Source organism: Paenibacillus polymyxa M1 (genome assembly GCF_000237325.1).
Classification (GTDB): domain Bacteria; phylum Bacillota; class Bacilli; order Paenibacillales; family Paenibacillaceae; genus Paenibacillus; species Paenibacillus polymyxa_C.
The window spans coordinates 5108231-5130000 of the sequence record NC_017542.1 but is presented as its reverse complement, the minus strand read 5'-3'; the positions used below and the strand labels follow the sequence as shown (position 1 = coordinate 5130000).

Genomic DNA, 21770 nt, shown 5'->3' with positions numbered 1-21770 from the left:
TGTTGGCTTAGAAGCAGCCACCATTGAAAGAGTGCGTAATAGCTCACTGGTCGAGTGACTCTGCGCCGAAAATGTAACGGGGCTAAACACACCACCGAAGCTATGGCTTGATGCTTTTGCATCAGGGGTAGGGGAGCGTTGAATGCGGGTTGAAGGTGTACCGGAAGGAGCGCTGGACTGCATTCAAGTGAGAATGCCGGTATGAGTAACGAAAAGATCTGTGAGAATCAGATCCGCCGAAAGCCTAAGGGTTCCTGAGGAAGGTTCGTCCGCTCAGGGTAAGTCGGGACCTAAGGCGAGGCCGATAGGCGTAGTCGAAGGACAACAGGTAGAAATTCCTGTACCACCGTAATCCGTGATGAGCGATGGGGTGACGCAGTAGGGTAGTGACGCGGACTGATGGATGTCCGTCTAAGCAGTGAGGCTGATGTGTAGGCAAATCCGCACATCGTAAGGCTGGGCTGTGATGGGGAGCGAAAATTATAGTAGCGAAGGTCATGATCTCAGACTGCCAAGAAAAGCCTCTAGCCAGGAGAAGGTGCCCGTACCGCAAACCGACACAGGTAGGCGAGAAGAGAATTCTAAGGCGCGCGGAAGAACTCTCGTTAAGGAACTCGGCAAAATGACCCCGTAACTTCGGGAGAAGGGGTGCCTCGGTAGGGTGAATAGCCCGAGGGGGCCGCAGTGAAAAGGCCCAAGCGACTGTTTAGCAAAAACACAGGTCTGTGCGAAGCCGCAAGGCGAAGTATACGGGCTGACGCCTGCCCGGTGCTGGAAGGTTAAGGGGAGTGGTAAGCCTTCGGGCGAAGCTATGAACCGAAGCCCCAGTAAACGGCGGCCGTAACTATAACGGTCCTAAGGTAGCGAAATTCCTTGTCAGGTAAATTCTGACCCGCACGAATGGCGTAACGACTTGGGCGCTGTCTCAACGAGAGATCCGGTGAAATTTTAATACCTGTGAAGATGCAGGTTACCCGCGACAAGACGGAAAGACCCCATGGAGCTTTACTGCAGCTTGATATTGAATTTGGGTACGATCTGTACAGGATAGGTGGGAGCCGTTGAATCTTGAGCGCCAGCTTGAGAGGAGGCATCCTTGGGATACCACCCTGATCGTATCTAGGTTCTAACTTGGTACCGTGATCCGGTACGAGGACAGTGTCAGGTGGGCAGTTTGACTGGGGCGGTCGCCTCCTAAAGAGTAACGGAGGCGCCCCAAGGTTCCCTCAGAATGGTTGGAAATCATTCGAAGAGTGCAAAGGCAGAAGGGAGCTTGACTGCGAGACCTACAAGTCGAGCAGGGACGAAAGTCGGGCTTAGTGATCCGGTGGTACCGCATGGAAGGGCCATCGCTCAACGGATAAAAGCTACCCTGGGGATAACAGGCTTATCTCCCCCAAGAGTCCACATCGACGGGGAGGTTTGGCACCTCGATGTCGGCTCATCGCATCCTGGGGCTGAAGTAGGTCCCAAGGGTTGGGCTGTTCGCCCATTAAAGCGGTACGCGAGCTGGGTTCAGAACGTCGTGAGACAGTTCGGTCCCTATCTGTCGTGGGCGTAGGAAATTTGAGAGGAGCTGTCCTTAGTACGAGAGGACCGGGATGGACGTACCGCTGGTGTACCAGTTGTTCCGCCAGGAGCACCGCTGGGTAGCTATGTACGGAAGGGATAAGCGCTGAAAGCATCTAAGCGTGAAGCCCCCCTCAAGATGAGATTTCCCAATGAGTAAGACCCCTTGAAGACGACGAGGTAGATAGGTTGGGGGTGGAAGTGCAGTAATGCATGGAGCTGACCAATACTAATCGGTCGAGGGCTTATCCTAAGATAAAGCGCAAGGAAGTTTCGGATCCAGTTTTCAGGGTGTAACCTTGAAGTTAGAATTTGCGAGGCAAATTCATGTTTGGTGGCGATAGCGGAGGGGTTCCACACGTACCCATCCCGAACACGACCGTTAAGCCCTCCAGCGCCGATGGTACTTGGACCGCAGGGTCCTGGGAGAGTAGGACGCCGCCAAGCGAGTTTTATAATTATTATTCCCTGATAGCTCAGTTGGTAGAGCACTCGACTGTTAATCGAGTTGTCACAGGTTCGAGTCCTGTTCGGGGAGCCATTTGCTCTCATAGCTCAGTAGGTAGAGTGCATCCATGGTAAGGATGAGGTCACCGGTTCGATCCCGGTTGAGAGCTTGTTACAGGATGGCCCGTTGGTCAAGGGGTTAAGACACCTCCCTTTCACGGAGGTAACAGGGGTTCGAATCCCCTACGGGTCATAGGATAGTATGGAGGCTTAGCTCAGCTGGGAGAGCATCTGCCTTACAAGCAGAGGGTCGGGGGTTCGATCCCCTCAGCCTCCACCATATTTTATTCTCTTACATGGATGAAATATAGGGGAATTGTGAATCATATGCATATTGGGGATTAGCCAAGCGGTAAGGCAACGGACTTTGACTCCGTCATGCATAGGTTCAAATCCTATATCCCCAGCCATTAAGAGCCATTAGCTCAGTTGGTAGAGCACCTGACTTTTAATCAGGGTGTCGAAGGTTCGAGTCCTTCATGGCTCACCATTGTATTACATGCGCGTGTGGCGGAATTGGCAGACGCACTAGACTTAGGATCTAGCGTCTTTGACGTGGGGGTTCAAGTCCCTCCACGCGCATCCTGTTTTTGCGGACGTGGCTCAGCGGTAGAGCATCGCCTTGCCAAGGCGAGGGTCGCGGGTTCGATTCCCGTCGTCCGCTCCATATTTGCGCCCTTAGCTCAGCTGGATAGAGCGTTTGACTACGAATCAAAAGGCCGGGAGTTCGAATCTCTCAGGGCGCGCCATCTTTTTAAAATAATATAATATCGGGATGTAGCTCAGCTTGGTAGAGCACCTGGTTTGGGACCAGGGGGTCGCATGTTCAAATCGTGTCATCCCGATACTGATTTGCGGGTGTAGTTCAATGGTAGAACTTCAGCCTTCCAAGCTGATAGCGTGGGTTCGATTCCCATCACCCGCTTACCGATTACCTAGAAGCCGAAAGGCTTCTTTTTATTTTGTCCACAATACATTAACTTCTATGTATATAGAGCATTAAATGATGCCTCTTGTCATGCACGGTTGGGGATGACTTGTGCATATCCTACATAGGCTTTTATCACCTAGACCCGGATTTCCCCTCTTACGGCCCCCTTTTTCCTGTAGTAAGGCTAAATTCGTGATCAAATCCATTGAAAATAGGAATCCTATAATTATTATGTTGCGAAATTCATGGTGATAACTCTACATCTGCTCCTTTTGTTGTGCACACTCTTCTTTATTTATGTGGGTAACACGTAGAGATTAATGAGTAAACAGATTTAGAATACTGAGATTATGGCTTTTTTGTGTATATCTTTGTGGATAGAGCGCAATGAATTTCACTTTGTCAACAAATAATAAACATATACACATCATGACACAAGAATTTGTACCTTTGAAAACGCACCTTTTAAAAGAGACTGTGCATAAAGTTTCGCACATCAATAGCTATAAAATCAGATTTAATTTTTAAATTTCATTATTATGTATATATAACCAATATATTCTCCAAAAAAGTATTTCAAAAGCATGATTTTTTCCTGTAAATTTTGCAGCTTTTCATACGTTTTTATTGTATGATGTTAAGAAAGTGTCAAATTTCGTGTGTATACGTACCTTTGCTACAACTGAATAGGTGTGGAACAGATCAGATGGGGGGAAAAGCATGACTGAGCTTACGTTAACCGCTAACAAAAACCAATCCAACAATCTGCTACGGCGGGACGTTCGTTTTCTAGGAAATATTCTTGGTGAGGTTTTGGTTCATCAGGGTGGCAACGAACTTTTGGATATCGTGGAGAAAATACGTGAGGCAAGTAAATCGTTACGTGCCGGGTATCAGCCGGAGTTATACGAGAATTTCAAACAAATGGTCAGTGGACTGGATACGGATATTCGTCACCAGGTTATTCGCGCGTTTGCGATTTACTTTCAGTTGGTGAATATCGCTGAGCAGAACCATCGTATTCGTCGTAAGCGGGATTATGAGCATTCCGCTGGTGAAGAGGTTCAACCCGGTTCTATCGAAAGTTCCGTTCAGGAGCTTAAACAAGGAGGCTTCTCCGCAGAGGACGTTAGCAACATGCTGAATGAACTCTCTTTGGAGCTGGTCATGACTGCACATCCTACAGAAGCAACACGACGAGTAATCCTGGATATCCACAAACGTATTTCCGAAGACGTCATGCTGCTGGATAATCCGATGCTTACCTTGCGTGAGCGAGAACAGGTACGGGAAAATCTGCTTAATGAAGTAATTACATTGTGGCAGACCGATGAGCTACGTGATCGAAAGCCAACTGTATTAGATGAAGTAAGAAATGGAATGTATTATTTTCATGAGACCTTGTTTCATGTATTGCCGGATGTATACCAAGAACTGGAACGATGTTTGGTCAAATATTATCCTGAGCAAAAATGGCACATTCCAACTTATTTGAGATTTGGTTCTTGGATCGGTGGAGACCGAGACGGGAATCCATCTGTTACATCTCATGTGACTTGGGAAACATTACGTATGCAGCGCAAGTTGGCTTTGAGAGAATATCAGCACACGCTGAAAGAACTCATGGGTTACTTGAGCTTCAGTACCAGCATTGTGCGGGTTTCTGATGATTTGTTGGCTTCTATTGAAGAAGACCGCGCCCACATCACACTTAAAAAAATGGAAGTATGGCATAACGAAAAAGAGCCTTATCGCATCAAACTGGCATATATGATTGCTAAGGTGAATAACGTTTTGGATGAAAGCAAACAGGGTACCAAGGAGCGCTACAGCTCCGCGGAGGAACTTATTGCAGACCTGAATGTTATTGACAACAGCTTGCGCCATCATTTTGCTGATTATGTGGCAGACACGTATATCCAAAAGATGATTCGTCAGGTAGAGCTATTCGGGTTTCATACGGCTACGCTGGATGTGCGTCAGCATAGTCAGGAACATGAAAATGCGATGACTGAAATTCTTTCTAAAATGAAAATTGTGTCAGATTACAGTAAGCTGTCAGAGGAAGAAAAAATAGATCTGCTGGAACAGCTGCTGAATGAACCGCGTCCGATTACTTCGCCGTATCTAAAATATAGCGATAGCACACAGGAATGTCTTGATGTATATCGTACGATTTATTTGGCTCAGGAGGAATTTGGCAAGCAATCCATTACAAGCTACTTGATCAGTATGACCCAAGGAGCCAGTGATTTGCTTGAGGTCATGGTATTAGCCAAAGAGGTGGGCCTGTTCCGCATCGAGAAGGATGGCACTGTCATCTGTACGCTGCAATCCGTTCCTTTGTTCGAAACGATAGATGATTTGCACGCTGCACCTGATATTATGAGAAGATTGATGAACCTGCCTGTATATCGACAATCTGTAGCCGCCATGGATGAGCTTCAGGAGATCATGCTTGGCTACTCGGATAGTAATAAGGATGGCGGTGTGGTTACAGCGAACTGGGAACTTCGAGTCGCTATGAATAGCATTACGGAAGTAGTAAACGAGTATGGCGCAAAAGTGAAGTTTTTCCACGGACGTGGAGGAGCGCTGGGGCGTGGAGGAATGCCACTTAACCGCAGTATTCTGGCTCAGCCTCCTCATACCATTGGTGGAGGAATTAAGATTACGGAGCAAGGCGAAGTGCTATCATCCCGCTATTCGCTCAAGGGGATTGCATATCGGAGCTTGGAGCAGGCGACATCGGCGTTAATTACGGCTGCTGCCTATCATCGCTCGGGAAAGAAAGAAGTGTTCGAGGAAAGCTGGGAGGAGATTATTGCCCGCATTTCCGAGGTATCACTGGAGAAGTATCAAGATTTGATTTTCCGAGACCCGGATTTCTTCAGTTTCTTCAAAGAATCTACACCGTTGCCTGAGGTAGGCGAGCTGAATATTGGATCTCGCCCGTCCAAGCGTAAGAATAGCGAACGTTTTGAGGACTTGCGCGCCATTCCGTGGGTTTTTGCGTGGACACAAAGTCGTTACTTGCTACCCGCTTGGTATGCGGCAGGAACTGGTTTGCAAAGCTACTATCAAAACAATGAAGATAACCTTAAAGTGCTGCAAACGATGTTTAGAGACTCTGCTTTCTTCCGGTCGCTTATTGATACACTGCAAATGGCAATCGCTAAAGCGGATTTGCTGATTGCAGAGGAGTACGCTGGGATGTCGGATAATGAAGAAGCACGACAACGTATATTTGGACAGATTTCTGCAGAGTTCAAGCTGACATCTGAGTTGATTTTGAAAATAACCGGACAATCCGAGATTTTGGACGATGTACCTGTTATTCAGGAATCTATCCGGTTGCGTAATCCTTATGTCGATCCGTTAAGTTATTTGCAGGTTCAATTGCTAAGTGAGCTGCGCGAGTTGCGTAATCAGAACGGTGATGATGCTGAAATGCTGCGTGAGGTACTGTTGACGATTAACGGAATTGCCGCAGGCTTGAGAAACACAGGCTGATATAGTTTGGCTGTATGATACAGGCAATCGGGTACTCATGGAGTGCCCGATTGTGCTGTGTTTATAGTAATGACGCACGAGTTTGTTACTTGTGTCCATACTTCAGTTGATTTCTGGATAAAATTAAACTACGATGAATAATCATAAACATATAATAAGTAACCCATCAGCAAGTCTGGGGGAGTATAGAGTGGATAATATGGAAAGCCGCTTGGTTAGGCTGGTGCAAAAAGGTGATCAGCGAGCTTTTGCGGAGTTAGTCGAGTTATATAAAGATCGGATTTTTCATCTTTCCTACCGGATGCTAGGTAATCGTCATGAGGCGGAGGATTTGGTGCAGGAAACTTTTTTGCGTGTGTATCGCAACTTGGAAAAGTATGACCATGGGCAGAAGTTCTCAACCTGGATTTATCGGATTGCTACAAATCTGTGCATTGATCGTCTGCGAAGGAGAAAACCTACATACTCACTTGATGCTGAAATGAATGATCAAGAAGGTGTTGATGGGTACGCCATGCTTGCTAGTGAAGAGCTTACCCCTGAAGGGAGTACGCTGTTGTCGGAAACGCAAGCTTTAATTCATGACGCCATTGACAGCCTTCCGGATAAATACAAGACGATTATGGTTTTACGGTACTTGCAGGAGCTTTCCTTGCAGGAAATTAGCGATGTGCTCAATCTCCCAGTTACCACAATTAAGACAAGAGTACACAGGGGACGGGATTTTCTACGCAAAAAATTGGAGCACAAGCTATAAATGATGTGCATACATTCTAGGAAAAGAGCCTGCGTAGATGTTTTTATGAAACATAATGCTCGTTGTAACGTATGTAAGATGAGCAAAGTTTCTAAGCCGGAGCATGTTATGTTGAGAAACACGGAAGAATATTAGAAAGGATTGGCTCATATGGATTGCAAACAAGCCGTCTCTTTTATGCATGACTATCTAGATGGCGACCTGTCTGAGCAGGACAAACATGAGTTGGAACAACACTTGTTAGACTGCCCGGAATGCCGCATGCGTTTTAAAGAGCTGGAGCGGACGGATGCGATGCTTTACGGTACACGCTATCATCAAGTGCCGTGTGTATCGGATGAGCTGACATTTCGCATTATGAATGCTTTGCCGCCGCATAAAAGACAGCCTGCGGTGCCTATGCTAACTTGGGTGAAGAGGCATCCCGCTGTAACAGCTGCCGCCTTCTTCCTTATTGTGATATGCTCAAGTATGGCCAGCTTTTCTAGCACGGACCATCAATTGGTAGTCAAAGGAAGCAATCTAGATCAAGTTGTTATTCAGGGCGATACTGTAATTGTACCTGAAGGGAAATCCATTGCCGGAGATTTAACAGTACAAAATGGTGAGGCCCGTGTATACGGTGATGTGGAAGGAAATCTTACTGTGATTGACGGCTCTTACTATCAAGCTTCAACCGCCCATATTGCAGGACAGGTTAAAAGTATCGATCAAACCTTGGACTGGATTTGGTACAAGGTTACCGATTTGTTCGGGGGACCGTCTTCTCCATAAAAGAAGCTTGAAATGGCAAGAACGATATCGAGCGCCTTTTTCCGCTGGAAAAGGCGTTTTTTTGTATATGAATCTGGCGAATCGTACTGTATTTTACTGATTTTGGTGATTCTTTTGTCGCACAGCTTGCAACGTGAGCCTGATCGTTATAACCTAGATAGAGAGAGCATACTGTGTACATATTACACCCACTCACTACAGAAAATTGCGGGGGCATGCGCATGTTGGATTATTTTGCGGACCTGACTTGGAAAGAGTCCATTAAAGATATTATCGACATTTTAATCGTAACCTATATTATGTATCAGCTTATTTTACTTGTTCGCGGAACGCGAGCAGTTCAATTGTTAAAAGGAATTCTGTTCCTGGTCGTTATTTGGGCGGTTAGTACCTGGTTTGATTTGTACACGCTCAAGTGGTTGATGAATCAGATGTTCACCTTTGGTGTAGTGGCTATTTTTATTATTTTTCAACCTGAGTTGCGTCGTGCTCTAGAGCAGTTGGGGCGTGGTAAATTATTTGGGCGTTCGTCGGTAGATGATGAAGAAATCAATAAGTTAATTGGAGAAATGATTAAGGCGCTGAATTATTTATCACGTAGAAAAATAGGAGCATTGGTCGTATTCGAGCGCGAGACAGGACTGAACGAATATACGGAGTCTGGTATCAAGACACAGGCCGTAGTTAGTTCTGAACTGCTAATTAACATCTTCATTCCCAATACGCCTTTGCATGATGGTGCGGTGATTATACAAAATAAACAGATTGCTTCTGCGGCCTGCTATTTGCCATTATCGGAAAATCCCTTCATTAGCAAGGAGTTGGGAACCCGTCATCGGGCTGCAATTGGCGTGAGTGAGGTAACTGATGCCGTAACTGTCGTGGTATCGGAGGAAACAGGGCAAATTTCGTTGGCTATCAATGGTCAGGTCGTACGAGACATTAAGGAAGAATCCCTAATCTCCAAGCTGTATGAGGAGTTGCGGCCAACACCGTCACTGAAGGAAAAACGCGGCTCATTCTGGAATCGGAGGGGAGGCCGTGGAAATTCATGATGGACAAATGGATTAACAATAATACGATTTCGAAGATATTGGCGCTTGCGGTTGCTATAATGCTGTGGGGAATGGTTCATCTGGATACAGGTACACCTTCGTCTACGTTGACCGTTTCCTATAATAATAAAATAATTGATAATGTGGCCATTCAGGCCAGTGGTCTGGATGATTCAAAATATGTGCTGTCTACTATGGACACGGATCATGTAAAGATGGAGGTCAGAGGACAGCGCTCTGTCCTGACTACTTTTTTCGCGGATAATTATCAGGCAAAACTAAACTTAAGCGGCTTAGGAGCGGGTACTAAAACATTGTCACTTGAACCGGATTTGCCGGATGGGGTGGAATTGGTATCGATGACTCCTAACCGTGTTACAGTAACAATTGAGGAAAAACAAACGAAATCATTTAATGTATCTATAGTATCTAAGGGTAGTCCAGATGCGGGGCTACAGCTCGGCAAGCCTGTGATTGCTCCTCAAACGGTAAAGGTTACTTTACCCAAAAGCCAGTTGAATACCGTTACTGCGGTGCAAGGGGCTGTTAATACGGATGGCATTTCAGAAAAGTTTGAACAGAAACGTGTAAAACTGAAAGCTTATAACAAAAAGGGACAGGAACTCACAGGTGCGGTCATTGAGCCATCCACGGTGTCCGTTGAAATCCCAGTCACTCAGCAGGCGAAGTCTGTGCCTGTCAAGATAGTCTATTCCGGAGAGTTGCCAGACGGATTGGCGCTTTCTAAAGTAAACGCAAACGTGAAGGAAGCAGCGGTATATGCATCACAGGATGTATTAAGCAGCCTCAGCTCTTATGTCACGGTTACACTCGATCTGAGTCAATTTACGGAAGCGGGGACCCGTACAGTTCAAGCTAATTTGGCAGCTCCCTCAGGTTCTGATAAAATCGAGCCAGGGTTAATACAAATTCAGGTGACCGTCGTTCCTTCCAATGAAGTTACAGATACGGAACGGACGCTGTCAGGCATCCCAATCGTTTTACAAGGTGCAGGAGATGGAGCTAACGCGACTATTATAGCACCCACAGGCAAGACGATGGATGTTACTGTGAAGGGTCCTCAGGATTTGGTAAACAATTTAACCAATGATGACGTTAGTTTGGTGGCAAATGTAAGTGGCCTCTCGGCTGGTCAACACGAGGTTACTTTGAAAGTAGGCTTGCCTAAATACATTACACAAGCCGGGAATGCCGGCCAACTAAAGGCAACGGTAAACATTGAGAGCCCTTCTACGCCTGCTGTAACGAATCCGAATAGTGAGAATGAATCAAACCCCTCTGGTAGTGGTGATAAGGGGCAGGAGAGGCCACAGGAGGGGCAGGGCAATCAAGGTGGCAACTCTGACGCTAATACCGGGGACAACGCAGCTGCGGAGGATAAAACAAATCCTCATAACGGCGCAGAATCTTCTGCGAATGGAACCTCGGAGAACAGTCAGCCATAACATGTTTTATCTGTAGTAAATGATCAAGATTTATTAGACAAAAAAAGGGAGTCATTTTACATGGGGAAATATTTTGGTACAGATGGTGTACGAGGCATTGCTAATCAGGAACTAACAGCCGAACTGGCATATAGCATTGGCCGCTGCGGCGGATATGTCTTAGCAGGTAATGTAGAGAAACCGACAGTTGTGATTGGTATGGATACACGGATATCCGGGCTGATGTTGGAATCGGCACTGGTAGCCGGGTTGTTGTCCATTGGGGCTAATGTGGTTCGCCTAGGTATCGTTTCGACGCCTGGGGTGGCATATCTTACACGGCAATTGAAAGCGGACGCTGGTGTAATGATCTCAGCATCTCACAATCCTGTTGAGGACAACGGGATTAAGTTTTTTGGCGGCGATGGGTTTAAATTAACCGATGAAACGGAATTGAAAATTGAAGAGCTTATGGATGCAAAAGAAGACCAATTGCCTCGTCCGATTGGCAGCGGGTTGGGCACGGTTGTTGTAGACGAGCATTCCCGCTACGATTATCTGGAGTTTTTGAAAACAACAATTAGTCATTCTTTTGAAGGTCTAAAAATTGTATTGGACTGTGCAAACGGAGCAGCTTATGAGCTGGCGCCGAAGCTTTTTGCGGATTTGGGAGCTGAAGTGCACACGATCGGAGCGGAGCCAAACGGATTGAATATCAATGATCATTGTGGCTCGACTCATCCTGAAAAGCTGAAAGAGGAAGTGCGCCGCTTGAAAGCGGATATTGGGCTTGCCTTTGACGGCGATGCTGATCGCCTGATCGCAATTGATGAGAACGGGGAAGAGGTAGATGGAGACTACATTCTCTGTATTTGCGGAGATGCAATGAACCGCGCTGGAAAACTCAAGGACAGCACCATTGTATCGACAGTAATGAGTAATATCGGTTTTTATAAAGCTACTGAAAAGCTGGCTCTCAAGACTGCAAAAACTGCGGTCGGAGACCGTTATGTGATGGAAGAAATGCGTCGGGGTGGATTTAATCTGGGCGGTGAGCAGTCTGGTCATGTTATTTTCCTAGACCACAATACGACAGGTGATGGCATGCTGACGGGGATTCAGTTGGTAGATACCCTGAAAGCTTCCGGCAAGAAGATGAGCGAGCTAAAATCGCTTATGAAACAATATCCGCAAGTGCTTGTGAATGTACGTGTGCAGGACAAACGCAATTACGAGGGGAATCCTGCGATTGCAGAAGCCATTGAGCAGGTGGAACAACAATTGGGCGATAATGGGCGTGTATTGGTCCGTGCTTCAGGTACAGAGTCGCTTATTCGTGTAATGGCCGAAGGCCCGGACAAAGATGAGCTGGAGCAATTCGTCGGACAGATCGTAGATGTCGTGAAAAAAGAATTAGTTTAAAATTTTGTAAACGTAGGTTGCCTGTTAAACATAAGCAGGCAACCGCATTTACGGTTATTCACTAAGGATTTAACGCCTTTAGGATGTAATTATGAATAAAGTGTCATTGCCAAATGATGCTCTGCTGAATATAATATAGGGATGTTGTGACTCAATTAGAGAAAGCGAGGGTTGTGAGGTAACGTAATACAAGCGCCAGAGCTTGATTTTGTGCGGGGGAACTTGGTGGAGAAGCAATAGATTCCGTTGAGATGATATTGCTCGCATCGGTTCACGACAAAGCAAGCTGACGAGGTGAAGGTGTTCGAAACATTCGGCGGGGACCTTCCGGTGAAGCATCAACCCGTAAACCGGCAGCGGAAAATGAACAGGCAACTGTTTACACAACGCACCGGTAGATGCCCAAATTATTTTATAACCTAAATTATAAGATTCATTTCATGAATGTGCGGCCATCATCATTGGCGTGCGCGGTTTGGGAATTTCGTTACATTCGTGAAGAGATGCCTGTAAATTCTATAGTTATCATTGACAACTTCATAGATGAATGAACTTTATTCCACAATCTACCGCACACGTTAGTCCTGTGATGAGTCGTCTTGTGAAATGATGATCGGGAGGATAACGAATATGTGTGGCATTGTAGGATATATTGGTAATCAGAATACGCAAGAGGTATTGATTGACGGACTGAAGAAGCTGGAATATCGCGGGTATGATTCTGCGGGTATTGCTGTGTTTACAGATTCAGGACTGCAAGTAGCCAAGGCAAAAGGTCGTCTGGCGAATCTGGAAGCTAAACTGGATGGTACACCGTTGGTAGGCCATGCAGGCATCGGACATACACGTTGGGCAACACACGGTAAACCTTCTGATGAAAACTCCCATCCACATTTGGATGAGAGCCAAAAGTTTTCTGTAGTTCACAACGGAATTATTGAGAACTATCTGGAACTGAAGGAACAGCTGATCGGCGAAGGTCATACCTTTATTTCCGAAACGGACACAGAAGTTATTTCCCATCTGGTAGCGCGTGAGTATGAAGGAGATATTGTTAAAGCAGTACAAAAAGCAATTACCTTTATGCGCGGTGCTTTTGCACTGGGAGTGCTGACCGAGCACGAGCCTAATAAGCTGGTAGCTGTTCGCCAAGCCAGCCCGCTGGTTATTGGTGTGGGAGAAGGCGAGAACTTTATCGGTTCCGATATTCCGGCTATTCTGAAATATACACGCAATGTATTTATTTTGAACGATGGCGAAATGGCTGTTCTGACTAGTGATGCTGTCGAATTAATGACAATCGAAGGCCAATTTATTTCTCGGGAAATGATTCATGTCGAATGGGATGCTGTAACAGCGGAAAAAGGCGGATATGAGCATTTCATGTTGAAAGAAATTCACGAACAGCCTAAGGCTTACCGTGATACAATGTTGGGCCGTATCGATAAAGACACTAAAAAGGTTGTTCTTCCAGAGCTGAAGCTGACAGAAGAACAAATTAAAAATATCCGCAACATTCAAATTGTAGCGTGTGGTACAGCTTACAATGCTGGTTTGATTGGTCGTACGGTTATTGAAAGTATGGCTCGTATTCCGGTAGAAAACGATGTAGCTTCCGAGTATCGCTACCGTTCTCCTATCGTAACACCTGAGACATTGGTGATCGTGGTGAGTCAATCCGGTGAAACTGCTGATACCTTGGCAGCACTGCGTGAAGCACAAGCAAACGGAGCGCATGTACTGGCGATTACAAACGTAGTTGGTAGTTCCATCGCCCGTGATGCAGATGATGTGTTGGTTACACTGGCAGGACCGGAAATTGCCGTAGCCTCCACCAAAGCGTATTCTTCCCAGTTGATTGCGTTTTATCTGTTGGGTCTGTATCTGGCTCAAGTACGCGGCACACAAACGGATGAGCAAGTAGCTCATGTGCTGGCTGCTATGGAATCACTGCCAGAGCAAGTAGAAGAGATGTTGAGTAAAGCAGATGCGATCAAAGCCTATGCTGAGCAAATCGCTAGCAACAAGCACCTGTTCTTTATTGGTCGTGGTCAGGACTATGCTGTAGTACAGGAAGGTTCCCTGAAACTCAAGGAAATCTCCTACATTCATTCCGAGGCATATGCTGCGGGTGAGTTGAAGCATGGTACACTGGCATTGATCGAAGAGGGAATTCCAGTTATCGCTTTGGTAACTCAGGAATCCGTGTTGGAAAAAACCGTGAGCAACATTAAGGAAGTTAAAGCTCGTGGCGGTGACGTGCTTGCAATCACGTATGAAGAGCACGCTGTTGAGCTACTGAAATCCGTGGATCAAGTATTTGCAATTCCAAAAACACTTCCGATTCTGTCGGCTGCCATTTCAGTTATAGCTCTCCAATTGTTAGCCTACTATGCATCACTTGCACTGGGTCATGATGTTGATAAACCACGTAACCTGGCGAAAAGTGTTACTGTAGAATAAGCATTAATAAAATTCTAAATTAATGTTGCGTACAGACAATAAAGTTGTATACTAATTATTAATGACGGATAACAAGAATATCTCTTCTTGATAACTATGTAATAAAAAGCCCGATGAGCACGTATCATCGGGCTTTTTATTACATTCAGAGGGTGACTGCTTAGGTTTCAATCAGAGCGCATATAAAATGCATAACAAGTCAAAAGTTTTTGAATCCTTTCCTGTTAGCGAAATCCGAGCAAATGCGTTAAACCAAAGACTTGATTGGTGTAATCGGCTGTATCCGTATAATGCACCTCGATGGCCAAGTCCGTTTCATGGTGGAGCAAACCGTCGATGACGTGTACGGTATCCCGAGTGTTCGTATTGATGACTTTCGTGAAGAAAATGGAAAATTGGTCGCTCACGAACCGATAAATCGTAGCTCCTTTTCCCGTCCCGTAATGGGACTTCGCATCTACGTGAAGCGTTGAAACTATTAGGAAATTCAACTGATGAAAACTCAATATCTTATACATACAAAAAGAGCAGCTAAACAGGCTGCTCTTTTTGTATGTATAAGAATGTAACTGATAGAATTACCGTCCAGATTGGAGTAGAGGATATGACTGTCCGATTTCCTGTAGATTAATTAATTATACATATTTTCCCTTTTAGAGGATACTCTCTACTAGAAGATAAGAATATAATCTTTTCGTCAAAATATTTATTAAAATAGTTGTTCGTTTTTAAATGAATATCAGGCTGATACCATTTAGAAAACCCATTTCGCTGAAACAACAAAGGCATACCCAATTGCACGGATCGCTTCCCCTTTAAACCATCTCCAATGTTCAGCGAATCAATATATATTCGATCAACAATCCTCTGTAATCTTTTGGGGAAATCTGGCGTTAAGGGCAAAAGAGGAGAAATGGATGCCTGTGTATTAATTCCTGCTGCATGGACATTTCTAAGAGCCTTTAAGCGCTGGTTGATCCCTAGAGCTAAAGGTGCAAAAAGTGGCTTTACATCTTCTCGGTCTGTTTCAATAGTCATAGAAACTAATAATTCACAACGTTGCTGCAATTCTAATAGTATATCGAGGTCTCTGACCACCAGAGGACTTTTTGTTTGGATTTGAAAGAAATCCGGTGGAGATTCCATCATCTCCGTTAATATCTTTCTTGTGACACGCCATTCGCCATTAATTAAGCGAAAAACTTCAGTAGTATTTCAACATTTTTGAAGTTTTTCTTGTCCATCTTCTCCTGCTACGTAATTGTGTAATTATAACTCAACACAGCCAAATCATCAGCTTCACTGACAGCGACATCTGAATTGAGTTATTAACTCCGAACAATATTAGGATTTATATAGCGTGACATTTTGACACTACCGTATGTGACAGAAAAACACCTAGAATCACAGAGGTAGTTTTAACACATTAACATAAATGAGGAGGGGATTTTCATTGTGTATGATAAAAATTTAACGAGGCGTGAAAGGGGAAACAGGTTTGACCTATTTATGAAAAACAAACCAGTAACAAGAGTGTTTTAAGGGAAATAAGTAATTTCTAGGGTTAACATACATGTGGAAAAAAAGGAATTTACCGTTTGTTAGGACACAATAGCGTTTGTGAAAATAATAATGAGTAAAGATAATTGCAAATCCACTCTTGCCCTAAAACAGCAGATAATTACCGATACAATATGAATAGAGGAGAAGAATATCTTTATGAAAAAGCATTGTCAAATTACATCTACAGGTTTAGTTCTTTTAATGATTGGAAGTTTTCTGTTATACACAACACCAACCTCAATTGTAAAAGCAGAGCCCACTCAAAATGTATCTAGTTTGTTACAAACAAGTACCCAACGAGATTGTACTTCTGCTAAGCAAGCAATGCGGAATACACTACAACTTGGATACCCTGGGATACTTGCTGAAATTTATAAGAGTGGAAAAACATGGAGTTATGCTGCTGGGATAGCGGATCTGAGAGCCAAGAAACCGATGAAAACAGATTTTCGTTTTCGCATTGGCAGTGTGACGAAGACATTCATTGCAACAGTTCTACTTCAATTATCTGAAGAGAACCGCTTGAATCTAGACGACCCCATTGAAAAATGGTTGCCTGGTGTCATTCAAGGAAACGGATATGATGGTAACCAAATTACTATCCGGCAGATATTGAATCATACAAGTGGTATCGCTGACTATGTAAATTCAAAAGACTTTGATTATACGGATACAAAAAAATCGTATACGGCTGAAGAATTCGTAAAGATGGGGATTTCTCTTCCCCCAGACTTTGCCCCAGGAAAGGGTTGGTCTTATTCAAACACAGGATACGTAATACTGGGGATCCTTATTGAAAAAGTAACTGGAAACAGCTATGCGGAAGAGGTTGAAAATCGGATTATTGAACCGCTTGATTTGTCAAATACATTCCTACCGGGCAATTCAAGTGTGATTCCAGGCACCAAGCATGCCCGTGGCTATTTCCAACTAGACGGAGCAAGTGAGCTAAAAGACGTTACTTATATTAACCCAGGTAGCTCGGATGGAGATATGATTTCTACTGCTGACGATTTAAACAAATTCTTCTCTTACTTACTCAGTGGTAAATTACTGAAGGAACAGCAACTAAAACAAATGCTTACTACAGTTCCTACAGATAGAGAAGGAACCGGATATGGTCTTGGGATCTTTGAAACTAAGCTTCCAAACGGTGTCTCGATATGGGGACACAAAGGTAGCGTTCTAGGGTTTACCACTTTTGCTGGTGGCACACTTGGAGGCAAGCATACATTGGCCGTCAATTTGAACAGCCTTAAAGCTGATAGTCCTGATCCATTTAAAAATATTTTACTTGCTGAATTTAGCAAGTAGGCAAAAAGGAAAACCGGATAAATTTTGTCATAGTTTTTATAGTTAAAAATATGCCTTTCTGGTTCAAAAAACAACTTACTCTAAAAAAATTTGAATAAAGCAAGTTCTTAAGTTGATAGGCATGAGGTCCCGCCACGTCGCCATCAAACTAGGGTCTTGAAGTATCCCCTGGTCCTTAGAGCATGTCAAAAAACTAACAAATAAGTATTTTAGGAGGGTTTTATGAAAAAGAAAATGATTATTGCACTTGGTGTTTCTGCTATAATAGTGACTAATTTTGTAGGAAGTACTTATGCAGACTCGAAAACAGGAGTTTCTGTTACAGCTCCCTATAATACAAATCAAATAGCGGAATGGTTAGAAATGCATGCAAAGCCTTTAAAAACAACTAATCCAACTGCATCTTTTAATGATTTAAAACCACTTAAGAATATGGTAGGTTCAGCTTCAATTGTAGGTTTAGGTGAAGCTACGCATGGGGCTCATGAAATTTTTACAATGAAACAACGCATTGTTAATTTTTTAGTATCTGAAAAGGGATTCACCAACTTAGTTTTAGAAGAGGGATGGGACAGAGCTTTGGAGCTTGATCGATATGTTCTTACTGGTAAGGGAAACCCAAGCCAACATCTATCACCTGAATTTAACACAAAAGAAATGTTAGATCTACTTAGTTGGATTCGACAATATAATGCTAATCCAAAACATAAATCTAAAGTGCGTATCATTGGGATGGATATTCAATCAGTAAACGAGAATGTTTATAATAATATAAGAGAATATATAAAAAGAAACAATTCAGATCTTGTGCCAAGAGTAGAAGAGAAGATAAAAGGTCTTATTCCTGTAACAAAGGATATGAATACTTTTGAGAGCCTTACGAAAGAAGAAAAAGAAAAGTATATTTCAGATGCTAAACAAATCAGTGCTTTATTAGAACAAAATAAAAGTTATCTAAACGGAAAATCCAAAGAATTCGCATGGATAAAACAAAATGCTCGTATTATTGAACAGTTTACTACAATGTTAGGAGGAACATCCCCTGATAAACCATCGGATTTTTATTTGAAACATGATATTGCAATGTATGAAAATGCGAAGTGGACTGAAGAACATTTAGGGAAAACCATAGTTTGGGGACATAATGGACACGTTTCGAAAACAAATATGATTCCATTTATATACCCTAAAGTAGCTGGGCAGCATTTAGCAGAATATTATGGAAAACGGTATGTATCTATTGGAACATCAGTTTATAAAGGACAATATAATGTTTATAATAATGATGGTAAATTTGGCCCATATGGAATATTAAAATCAGATGATCCAAACAGTTATAATTACATTTTTGGACAGGTCAAAAAAGATCAATTTTTTATTGATTTACGTAAGGCGAACGGAGTGACAAAAACTTGGTTAAACGAACAACATCAAATTTTCGCTGGAATAACTAAAGAAGGCCCTGGTATACCAAAAACTGTTGATATATCATTAGGTAAAACGTTTGATATACTTGTTCAAATTCAAAAAGTAAGTCCATCTCAACTACATCAATAATTTGTAATAATGTGCGAGAAGGCTTGCTTAAGGGCACAACGATTCGTGAAAAGTTTGAATTTCGTTGGAATCGGGTTATCGAACTTGGGACATTTGTTTATATGCTGAAGGCCCATCTACATGGAATCTTCGAGTTAAGCAGTGAGAGCGTTAGTAGTGCAATCCGTTTGTGTTGGAATGCTGTAACTCTTAGAGATTTAACATAGGTAGATGCACAATAGCCGCCCTCAAAGGAAGTTCCAAACAACCTTTAAGGGCGGCTTCTGTTTTATGGATGGTTTATTACAAAAAAATGGAGTTAGGTACACAACTTTATTGTCTGTAAACAAATGTCTGGTGATAAAAAAGTGTGGAACTAGTCATTTTACAAACATCAAGAAAGATCCCGATGATATATCGGGATCTTTTTAGCTTAGGAAGGCAATTATGTCTACAATAGGCTAACGAATTCGAACTATTAGAAAAACAAACAACTTAAATCAAATAAAGTTTGCAAATATAATTGGAATTTCTCAAGGAACGTTGAGTGAGCTGGAGCAAGATATACTTATAGCAATTAAAGAAAACTTCAATTCCCATATAGAGTGGTTAATCTTTGGAGATACGCCTGTAGCAATTGAGCCCACACAGTAGGGGAACGTCATTCGATTAGCAATACAAAGTAAATAATCAGTTGTAACGTCAAAAACCTTTGCTTAAGATATTAAATGATTAATTTCAGGCCGCGCTACGTTTCACTCCCAATTAGAAACAACCTGTTTAGTTACCCCGATCTTATTAGAAATTTCCTTTTGTGTCCATTTATGGATTAGTCTCAATTTTTACATCGCTGTTCCAAAGTATTCATGAATTCATCTCTATTAAATCAAATAGGTTTTACCCGCCCCATCTGCTTACTAATTATACCTACTTATAGCCCATATTATAGTTTATTCATGCCCTACTGTACCCTACGAGTAGCCTATGAATAGGCTACGAAGTAAAATATATCTAAAAAATATTACTTTGCTATTGTATAAAGCTGTGAGTTGTTATATTCTACATTTGTATTTTGAAGTAAAACTAAAATATATCTTAGGAGTAGAAAAAGATAATTGAACTTTACTCTGATTTAGTAGTTCTAAAAAGAAGGTGAATAATGAGCAAAATTCGATCAAGTAACTCTATAGCATCTATTCAACGGAAAATCAAAGAAGGAAGAGGTCAAGGCCACTTTTCGGAATATAAACCTTGGTTGACTATACATGATGTACCTTCAATAGGGATAGTTACTCGAATTCTTGGTTGGAAAAGTGGTCGACTTCACCATTATCTGTCTGAACACTTTGAATTGGCACATCATTACTAAATGGAGTGGTCAGAGCAAGTGATTGATATTCGCGAACAATTTCCTTTATTACCTCTAGATAAAACCCTCTATATTGCACAAAAGTTAGGCATTAAACATCCAACTGACCCCAAGAATAAGCTTCCCATCATTATGACTACAGATATGTTACTTACAGTAAAACAAGAAGAAAGTATAAAATTTATTGCACATTCTATCAAACCTTCTAACAAGTTGACAAAACGAGTTGTAGAGAAATTACAGATTGAAAAAGAGTTCTTTAAAGATCAAAAGATAGAGTGGGGCACTTATTACTGAAAGACAGATAAACTACAATTTGGTTAGGAATGTCGAATCGCTTCATAATGCTAAAAACAACGATAAATTGTCAAATCACCATATAAATAGTCTCGAAGATAATCTCTATTGTGCTATTCAACAAAGTGAAAAACCACTTGCGAAAGTGACAAAGAACAAGATGAATTATTTGGTTTACCAAGTGGGTACTGCATGCAAATTGTGAAATATTTAATAGCGAATCGCTATTGGTAGTGGATATGACTCATCTAATACAGCCTAATCTACAATCCATGATTATTTTAGAAAATAGATCGCAAAGCGCAAGGATTCGGAGCACCGGCAGAAAATGTCTCCAGGGAAGATCTCCCAAATCGGCCGGCACCCCGCCTGAATGTCAACACGCGTCGAATTCCTCGATTGATGGCAAACCATTCCCAGCGTTTCTTCTCCATTCGCTTTTTTTAGGCAAAATATTAACACTTTATGTTGGACAGACCCAATTTAACTAAAGTTTTACTATACATTCTTGGAAATTTTGATATAATTCTACCTAGGTTACCTTTCCAATTATGATAGAAAATAGAATTAGATGGTTTTTATATCTATGCAAGCTGTGCGCGAGAAACCAATCCACTGGCTACCCAGCAAGCAGGCATGCGGAGACCGACAATTGTGGAAAATGACAGCCGAGAATATGTTGCTCCATGACGTCAGAAGGTTCAGAAAGGATGAAGCCAACCTTATCCCAATTCCAATGGAGGATGAAGCGCGTGATCATTTTTGAAGAGATGTAATTTACTTCCAATATAAAGACTGTCCCGTTCATGCCATACGGAGCATTCTTTGAGCCTCATGCAGACCCATCGTCACATCTAATCGTCAGGAAAAGCTCACTACCCCGCAGCCGTATCTTTACTTATCCACACCAGACGGGGGAATACACAAATCGTACATAGAGTGTATCAATATCCCTTAAACATAGGCTTCGACAAAGGCAGCTCCGGTGCCGAATCTGGAGGTACGGCCGACTTCCTGCTGGCCGGCCGGAACCCTACAGCAAGCCTTACATCGATGGGAGGAACATCCCTTGTCCACCCCCAAATCCAATTCCAAACCCAATGTTAAACCAAAGCCCGTCTTCGGGCGGCTCGTCCGCAGCAAGCATATTTAAGCACCCGCATCTCTTGCGTAGAACGATGCTCTTAGTTGTCTTTCACGCATAGCAGCCGAGCGGGACAGCTGCTAGGCAGAGGATTGCCGCATGCGATCAACC

The 21770-nt window shown here is 43.1% G+C and carries 12 protein-coding genes, 11 tRNA genes, 2 rRNA genes and 2 pseudogenes (1 of these 27 cut by a window edge); 24 read left to right on the top strand and 3 right to left on the bottom strand.

Features of this window, described 5'->3' with window-relative positions; genetic code table 11:
• From PPM_RS23065 to glmS, 20 genes are all read left to right on the top strand, one after another.
• A 23S ribosomal RNA gene (locus PPM_RS23065) occupies positions 1–1822 on the top strand; it begins 1106 nt to the left of the window's first position.
• A 77-nt stretch (positions 1823–1899) separates the two neighbouring features.
• A 5S ribosomal RNA gene (gene rrf / locus PPM_RS23060) occupies positions 1900–2016 on the top strand.
• An 18-nt stretch (positions 2017–2034) separates the two neighbouring features.
• Positions 2035–2110: transfer RNA gene (locus PPM_RS23055), tRNA-Asn, on the top strand.
• Between the two features lie 3 nt (positions 2111–2113).
• Positions 2114–2186, top strand: a tRNA-Thr gene (locus tag PPM_RS23050).
• A gap of 11 nt (positions 2187–2197) precedes the next feature.
• Positions 2198–2269: transfer RNA gene (locus PPM_RS23045), tRNA-Glu, on the top strand.
• 11 nt (positions 2270–2280) lie between these two features.
• A tRNA-Val gene (locus PPM_RS23040) sits at positions 2281–2356 on the top strand.
• Between the two features lie 55 nt (positions 2357–2411).
• Positions 2412–2486, top strand: a tRNA-Gln gene (locus PPM_RS23035).
• Between the two features lie 4 nt (positions 2487–2490).
• Positions 2491–2566, top strand: a tRNA-Lys gene (locus PPM_RS23030).
• Positions 2567–2577: 11 nt separating this feature from the next.
• Positions 2578–2658: transfer RNA gene (locus PPM_RS23025), tRNA-Leu, on the top strand.
• Positions 2659–2668: 10 nt separating this feature from the next.
• Positions 2669–2743: transfer RNA gene (locus tag PPM_RS23020), tRNA-Gly, on the top strand.
• Between the two features lie 5 nt (positions 2744–2748).
• Positions 2749–2825 (top strand) — tRNA-Arg (locus tag PPM_RS23015).
• Between the two features lie 22 nt (positions 2826–2847).
• Positions 2848–2921: transfer RNA gene (locus PPM_RS23010), tRNA-Pro, on the top strand.
• Between the two features lie 9 nt (positions 2922–2930).
• Positions 2931–3001, top strand: a tRNA-Gly gene (locus PPM_RS23005).
• 726 nt (positions 3002–3727) lie between these two features.
• Positions 3728–6520: a phosphoenolpyruvate carboxylase gene (ppc, locus tag PPM_RS23000; RefSeq protein WP_013373240.1), complete on the top strand. Its 2793-nt coding sequence runs from the start codon at positions 3728–3730 to the stop codon at positions 6518–6520.
• A 190-nt stretch (positions 6521–6710) separates the two neighbouring features.
• Entirely contained in the window at positions 6711–7277 is a 567-nt protein-coding gene (gene sigW / locus PPM_RS22995) for an RNA polymerase sigma factor SigW (protein WP_013373239.1), read from the top strand.
• 150 nt (positions 7278–7427) lie between these two features.
• Positions 7428–8051, top strand: coding sequence for an anti-sigma factor (locus PPM_RS22990; protein ID WP_013373238.1), 624 nt, complete (start codon positions 7428–7430; stop codon positions 8049–8051).
• 221 nt (positions 8052–8272) lie between these two features.
• Entirely contained in the window at positions 8273–9106 is an 834-nt protein-coding gene (cdaA, locus tag PPM_RS22985; RefSeq protein ID WP_013373237.1) for a diadenylate cyclase CdaA, read from the top strand.
• Positions 9103–10572, top strand: coding sequence for a YbbR-like domain-containing protein (locus PPM_RS22980; RefSeq protein ID WP_013373236.1), 1470 nt, complete (start codon positions 9103–9105; stop codon positions 10570–10572). Before cdaA ends, PPM_RS22980 begins: the two co-directional genes overlap by 4 nt.
• 60 nt (positions 10573–10632) lie before the next feature.
• Entirely contained in the window at positions 10633–11973 is a 1341-nt protein-coding gene (gene glmM / locus PPM_RS22975; protein WP_013373235.1) for a phosphoglucosamine mutase, read from the top strand.
• A gap of 630 nt (positions 11974–12603) precedes the next feature.
• Positions 12604–14436, top strand: coding sequence for a glutamine--fructose-6-phosphate transaminase (isomerizing) (glmS, locus tag PPM_RS22970; RefSeq protein ID WP_013373234.1), 1833 nt, complete (start codon positions 12604–12606; stop codon positions 14434–14436).
• Between the two features lie 227 nt (positions 14437–14663).
• Here the strand turns inward: glmS and PPM_RS22965 are convergent.
• Together PPM_RS22965 and PPM_RS22960 are read right to left on the bottom strand one after the other, a co-directional pair.
• Positions 14664–14912, bottom strand: a pseudogene (locus PPM_RS22965) (Tn3 family transposase); the annotation flags it as partial.
• A gap of 151 nt (positions 14913–15063) precedes the next feature.
• Positions 15064–15585: a Receptor-mediated endocytosis protein 6 gene (locus PPM_RS22960; protein ID WP_016324743.1), complete on the bottom strand. Its 522-nt coding sequence runs from the start codon at positions 15583–15585 to the stop codon at positions 15064–15066.
• Positions 15586–16130: 545 nt separating this feature from the next.
• On the opposite strand from PPM_RS22960, the pseudogene PPM_RS22955 reads away from it, so the two are divergent.
• The 3 genes and pseudogenes from PPM_RS22955 to PPM_RS30685 all read left to right on the top strand — a co-directional run bounded on the left by PPM_RS22955 (position 16131) and on the right by PPM_RS30685 (position 19503).
• Positions 16131–17313, top strand: a pseudogene (locus tag PPM_RS22955) (serine hydrolase domain-containing protein).
• 222 nt (positions 17314–17535) lie between these two features.
• Complete coding sequence (locus PPM_RS22950) at positions 17536–18870, top strand: erythromycin esterase family protein (RefSeq protein ID WP_013373230.1); 1335 nt, start codon at positions 17536–17538, stop codon at positions 18868–18870.
• A gap of 447 nt (positions 18871–19317) precedes the next feature.
• A complete protein-coding gene (locus PPM_RS30685; protein ID WP_141651601.1) occupies positions 19318–19503 on the top strand; it encodes a helix-turn-helix domain-containing protein in 186 nt (61 codons plus the stop codon).
• Between the two features lie 101 nt (positions 19504–19604).
• Here the strand turns inward: PPM_RS30685 and PPM_RS28835 are convergent, their stop codons facing one another.
• Positions 19605–19688: a helix-turn-helix domain-containing protein gene (locus tag PPM_RS28835; RefSeq protein ID WP_225683805.1), complete on the bottom strand. Its 84-nt coding sequence runs from the start codon at positions 19686–19688 to the stop codon at positions 19605–19607.
• 548 nt (positions 19689–20236) lie between these two features.
• On the opposite strand from PPM_RS28835, the gene PPM_RS28045 reads away from it, so the two are divergent.
• Complete coding sequence (locus tag PPM_RS28045; RefSeq protein ID WP_016324742.1) at positions 20237–20515, top strand: TnsA endonuclease N-terminal domain-containing protein; 279 nt, start codon at positions 20237–20239, stop codon at positions 20513–20515.
• The last annotated feature ends 1255 nt before the right edge of the window (positions 20516–21770 follow it).

Excerpts from the sequence above, each read along its gene's own strand:
- ppc (WP_013373240.1), top strand. The coding sequence starts at position 3,728 with ATGACTGAGCTTACGTTAACCGCTAACAAAAACCAATCCAACAATCTG.
- PPM_RS22990 (WP_013373238.1), top strand. The coding sequence starts at position 7,428 with ATGGATTGCAAACAAGCCGTCTCTTTTATGCATGACTATCTAGATGGC.
- cdaA (WP_013373237.1), top strand. The coding sequence starts at position 8,273 with ATGTTGGATTATTTTGCGGACCTGACTTGGAAAGAGTCCATTAAAGAT.
- PPM_RS22980 (WP_013373236.1), top strand. The coding sequence starts at position 9,103 with ATGATGGACAAATGGATTAACAATAATACGATTTCGAAGATATTGGCG.
- glmM (WP_013373235.1), top strand. The coding sequence starts at position 10,633 with ATGGGGAAATATTTTGGTACAGATGGTGTACGAGGCATTGCTAATCAG.
- glmS (WP_013373234.1), top strand. The coding sequence starts at position 12,604 with ATGTGTGGCATTGTAGGATATATTGGTAATCAGAATACGCAAGAGGTA.
- PPM_RS22960 (WP_016324743.1), bottom strand. The coding sequence starts at position 15,585 with ATGATGGAATCTCCACCGGATTTCTTTCAAATCCAAACAAAAAGTCCT.
- PPM_RS22950 (WP_013373230.1), top strand. The coding sequence starts at position 17,536 with ATGAAAAAGAAAATGATTATTGCACTTGGTGTTTCTGCTATAATAGTG.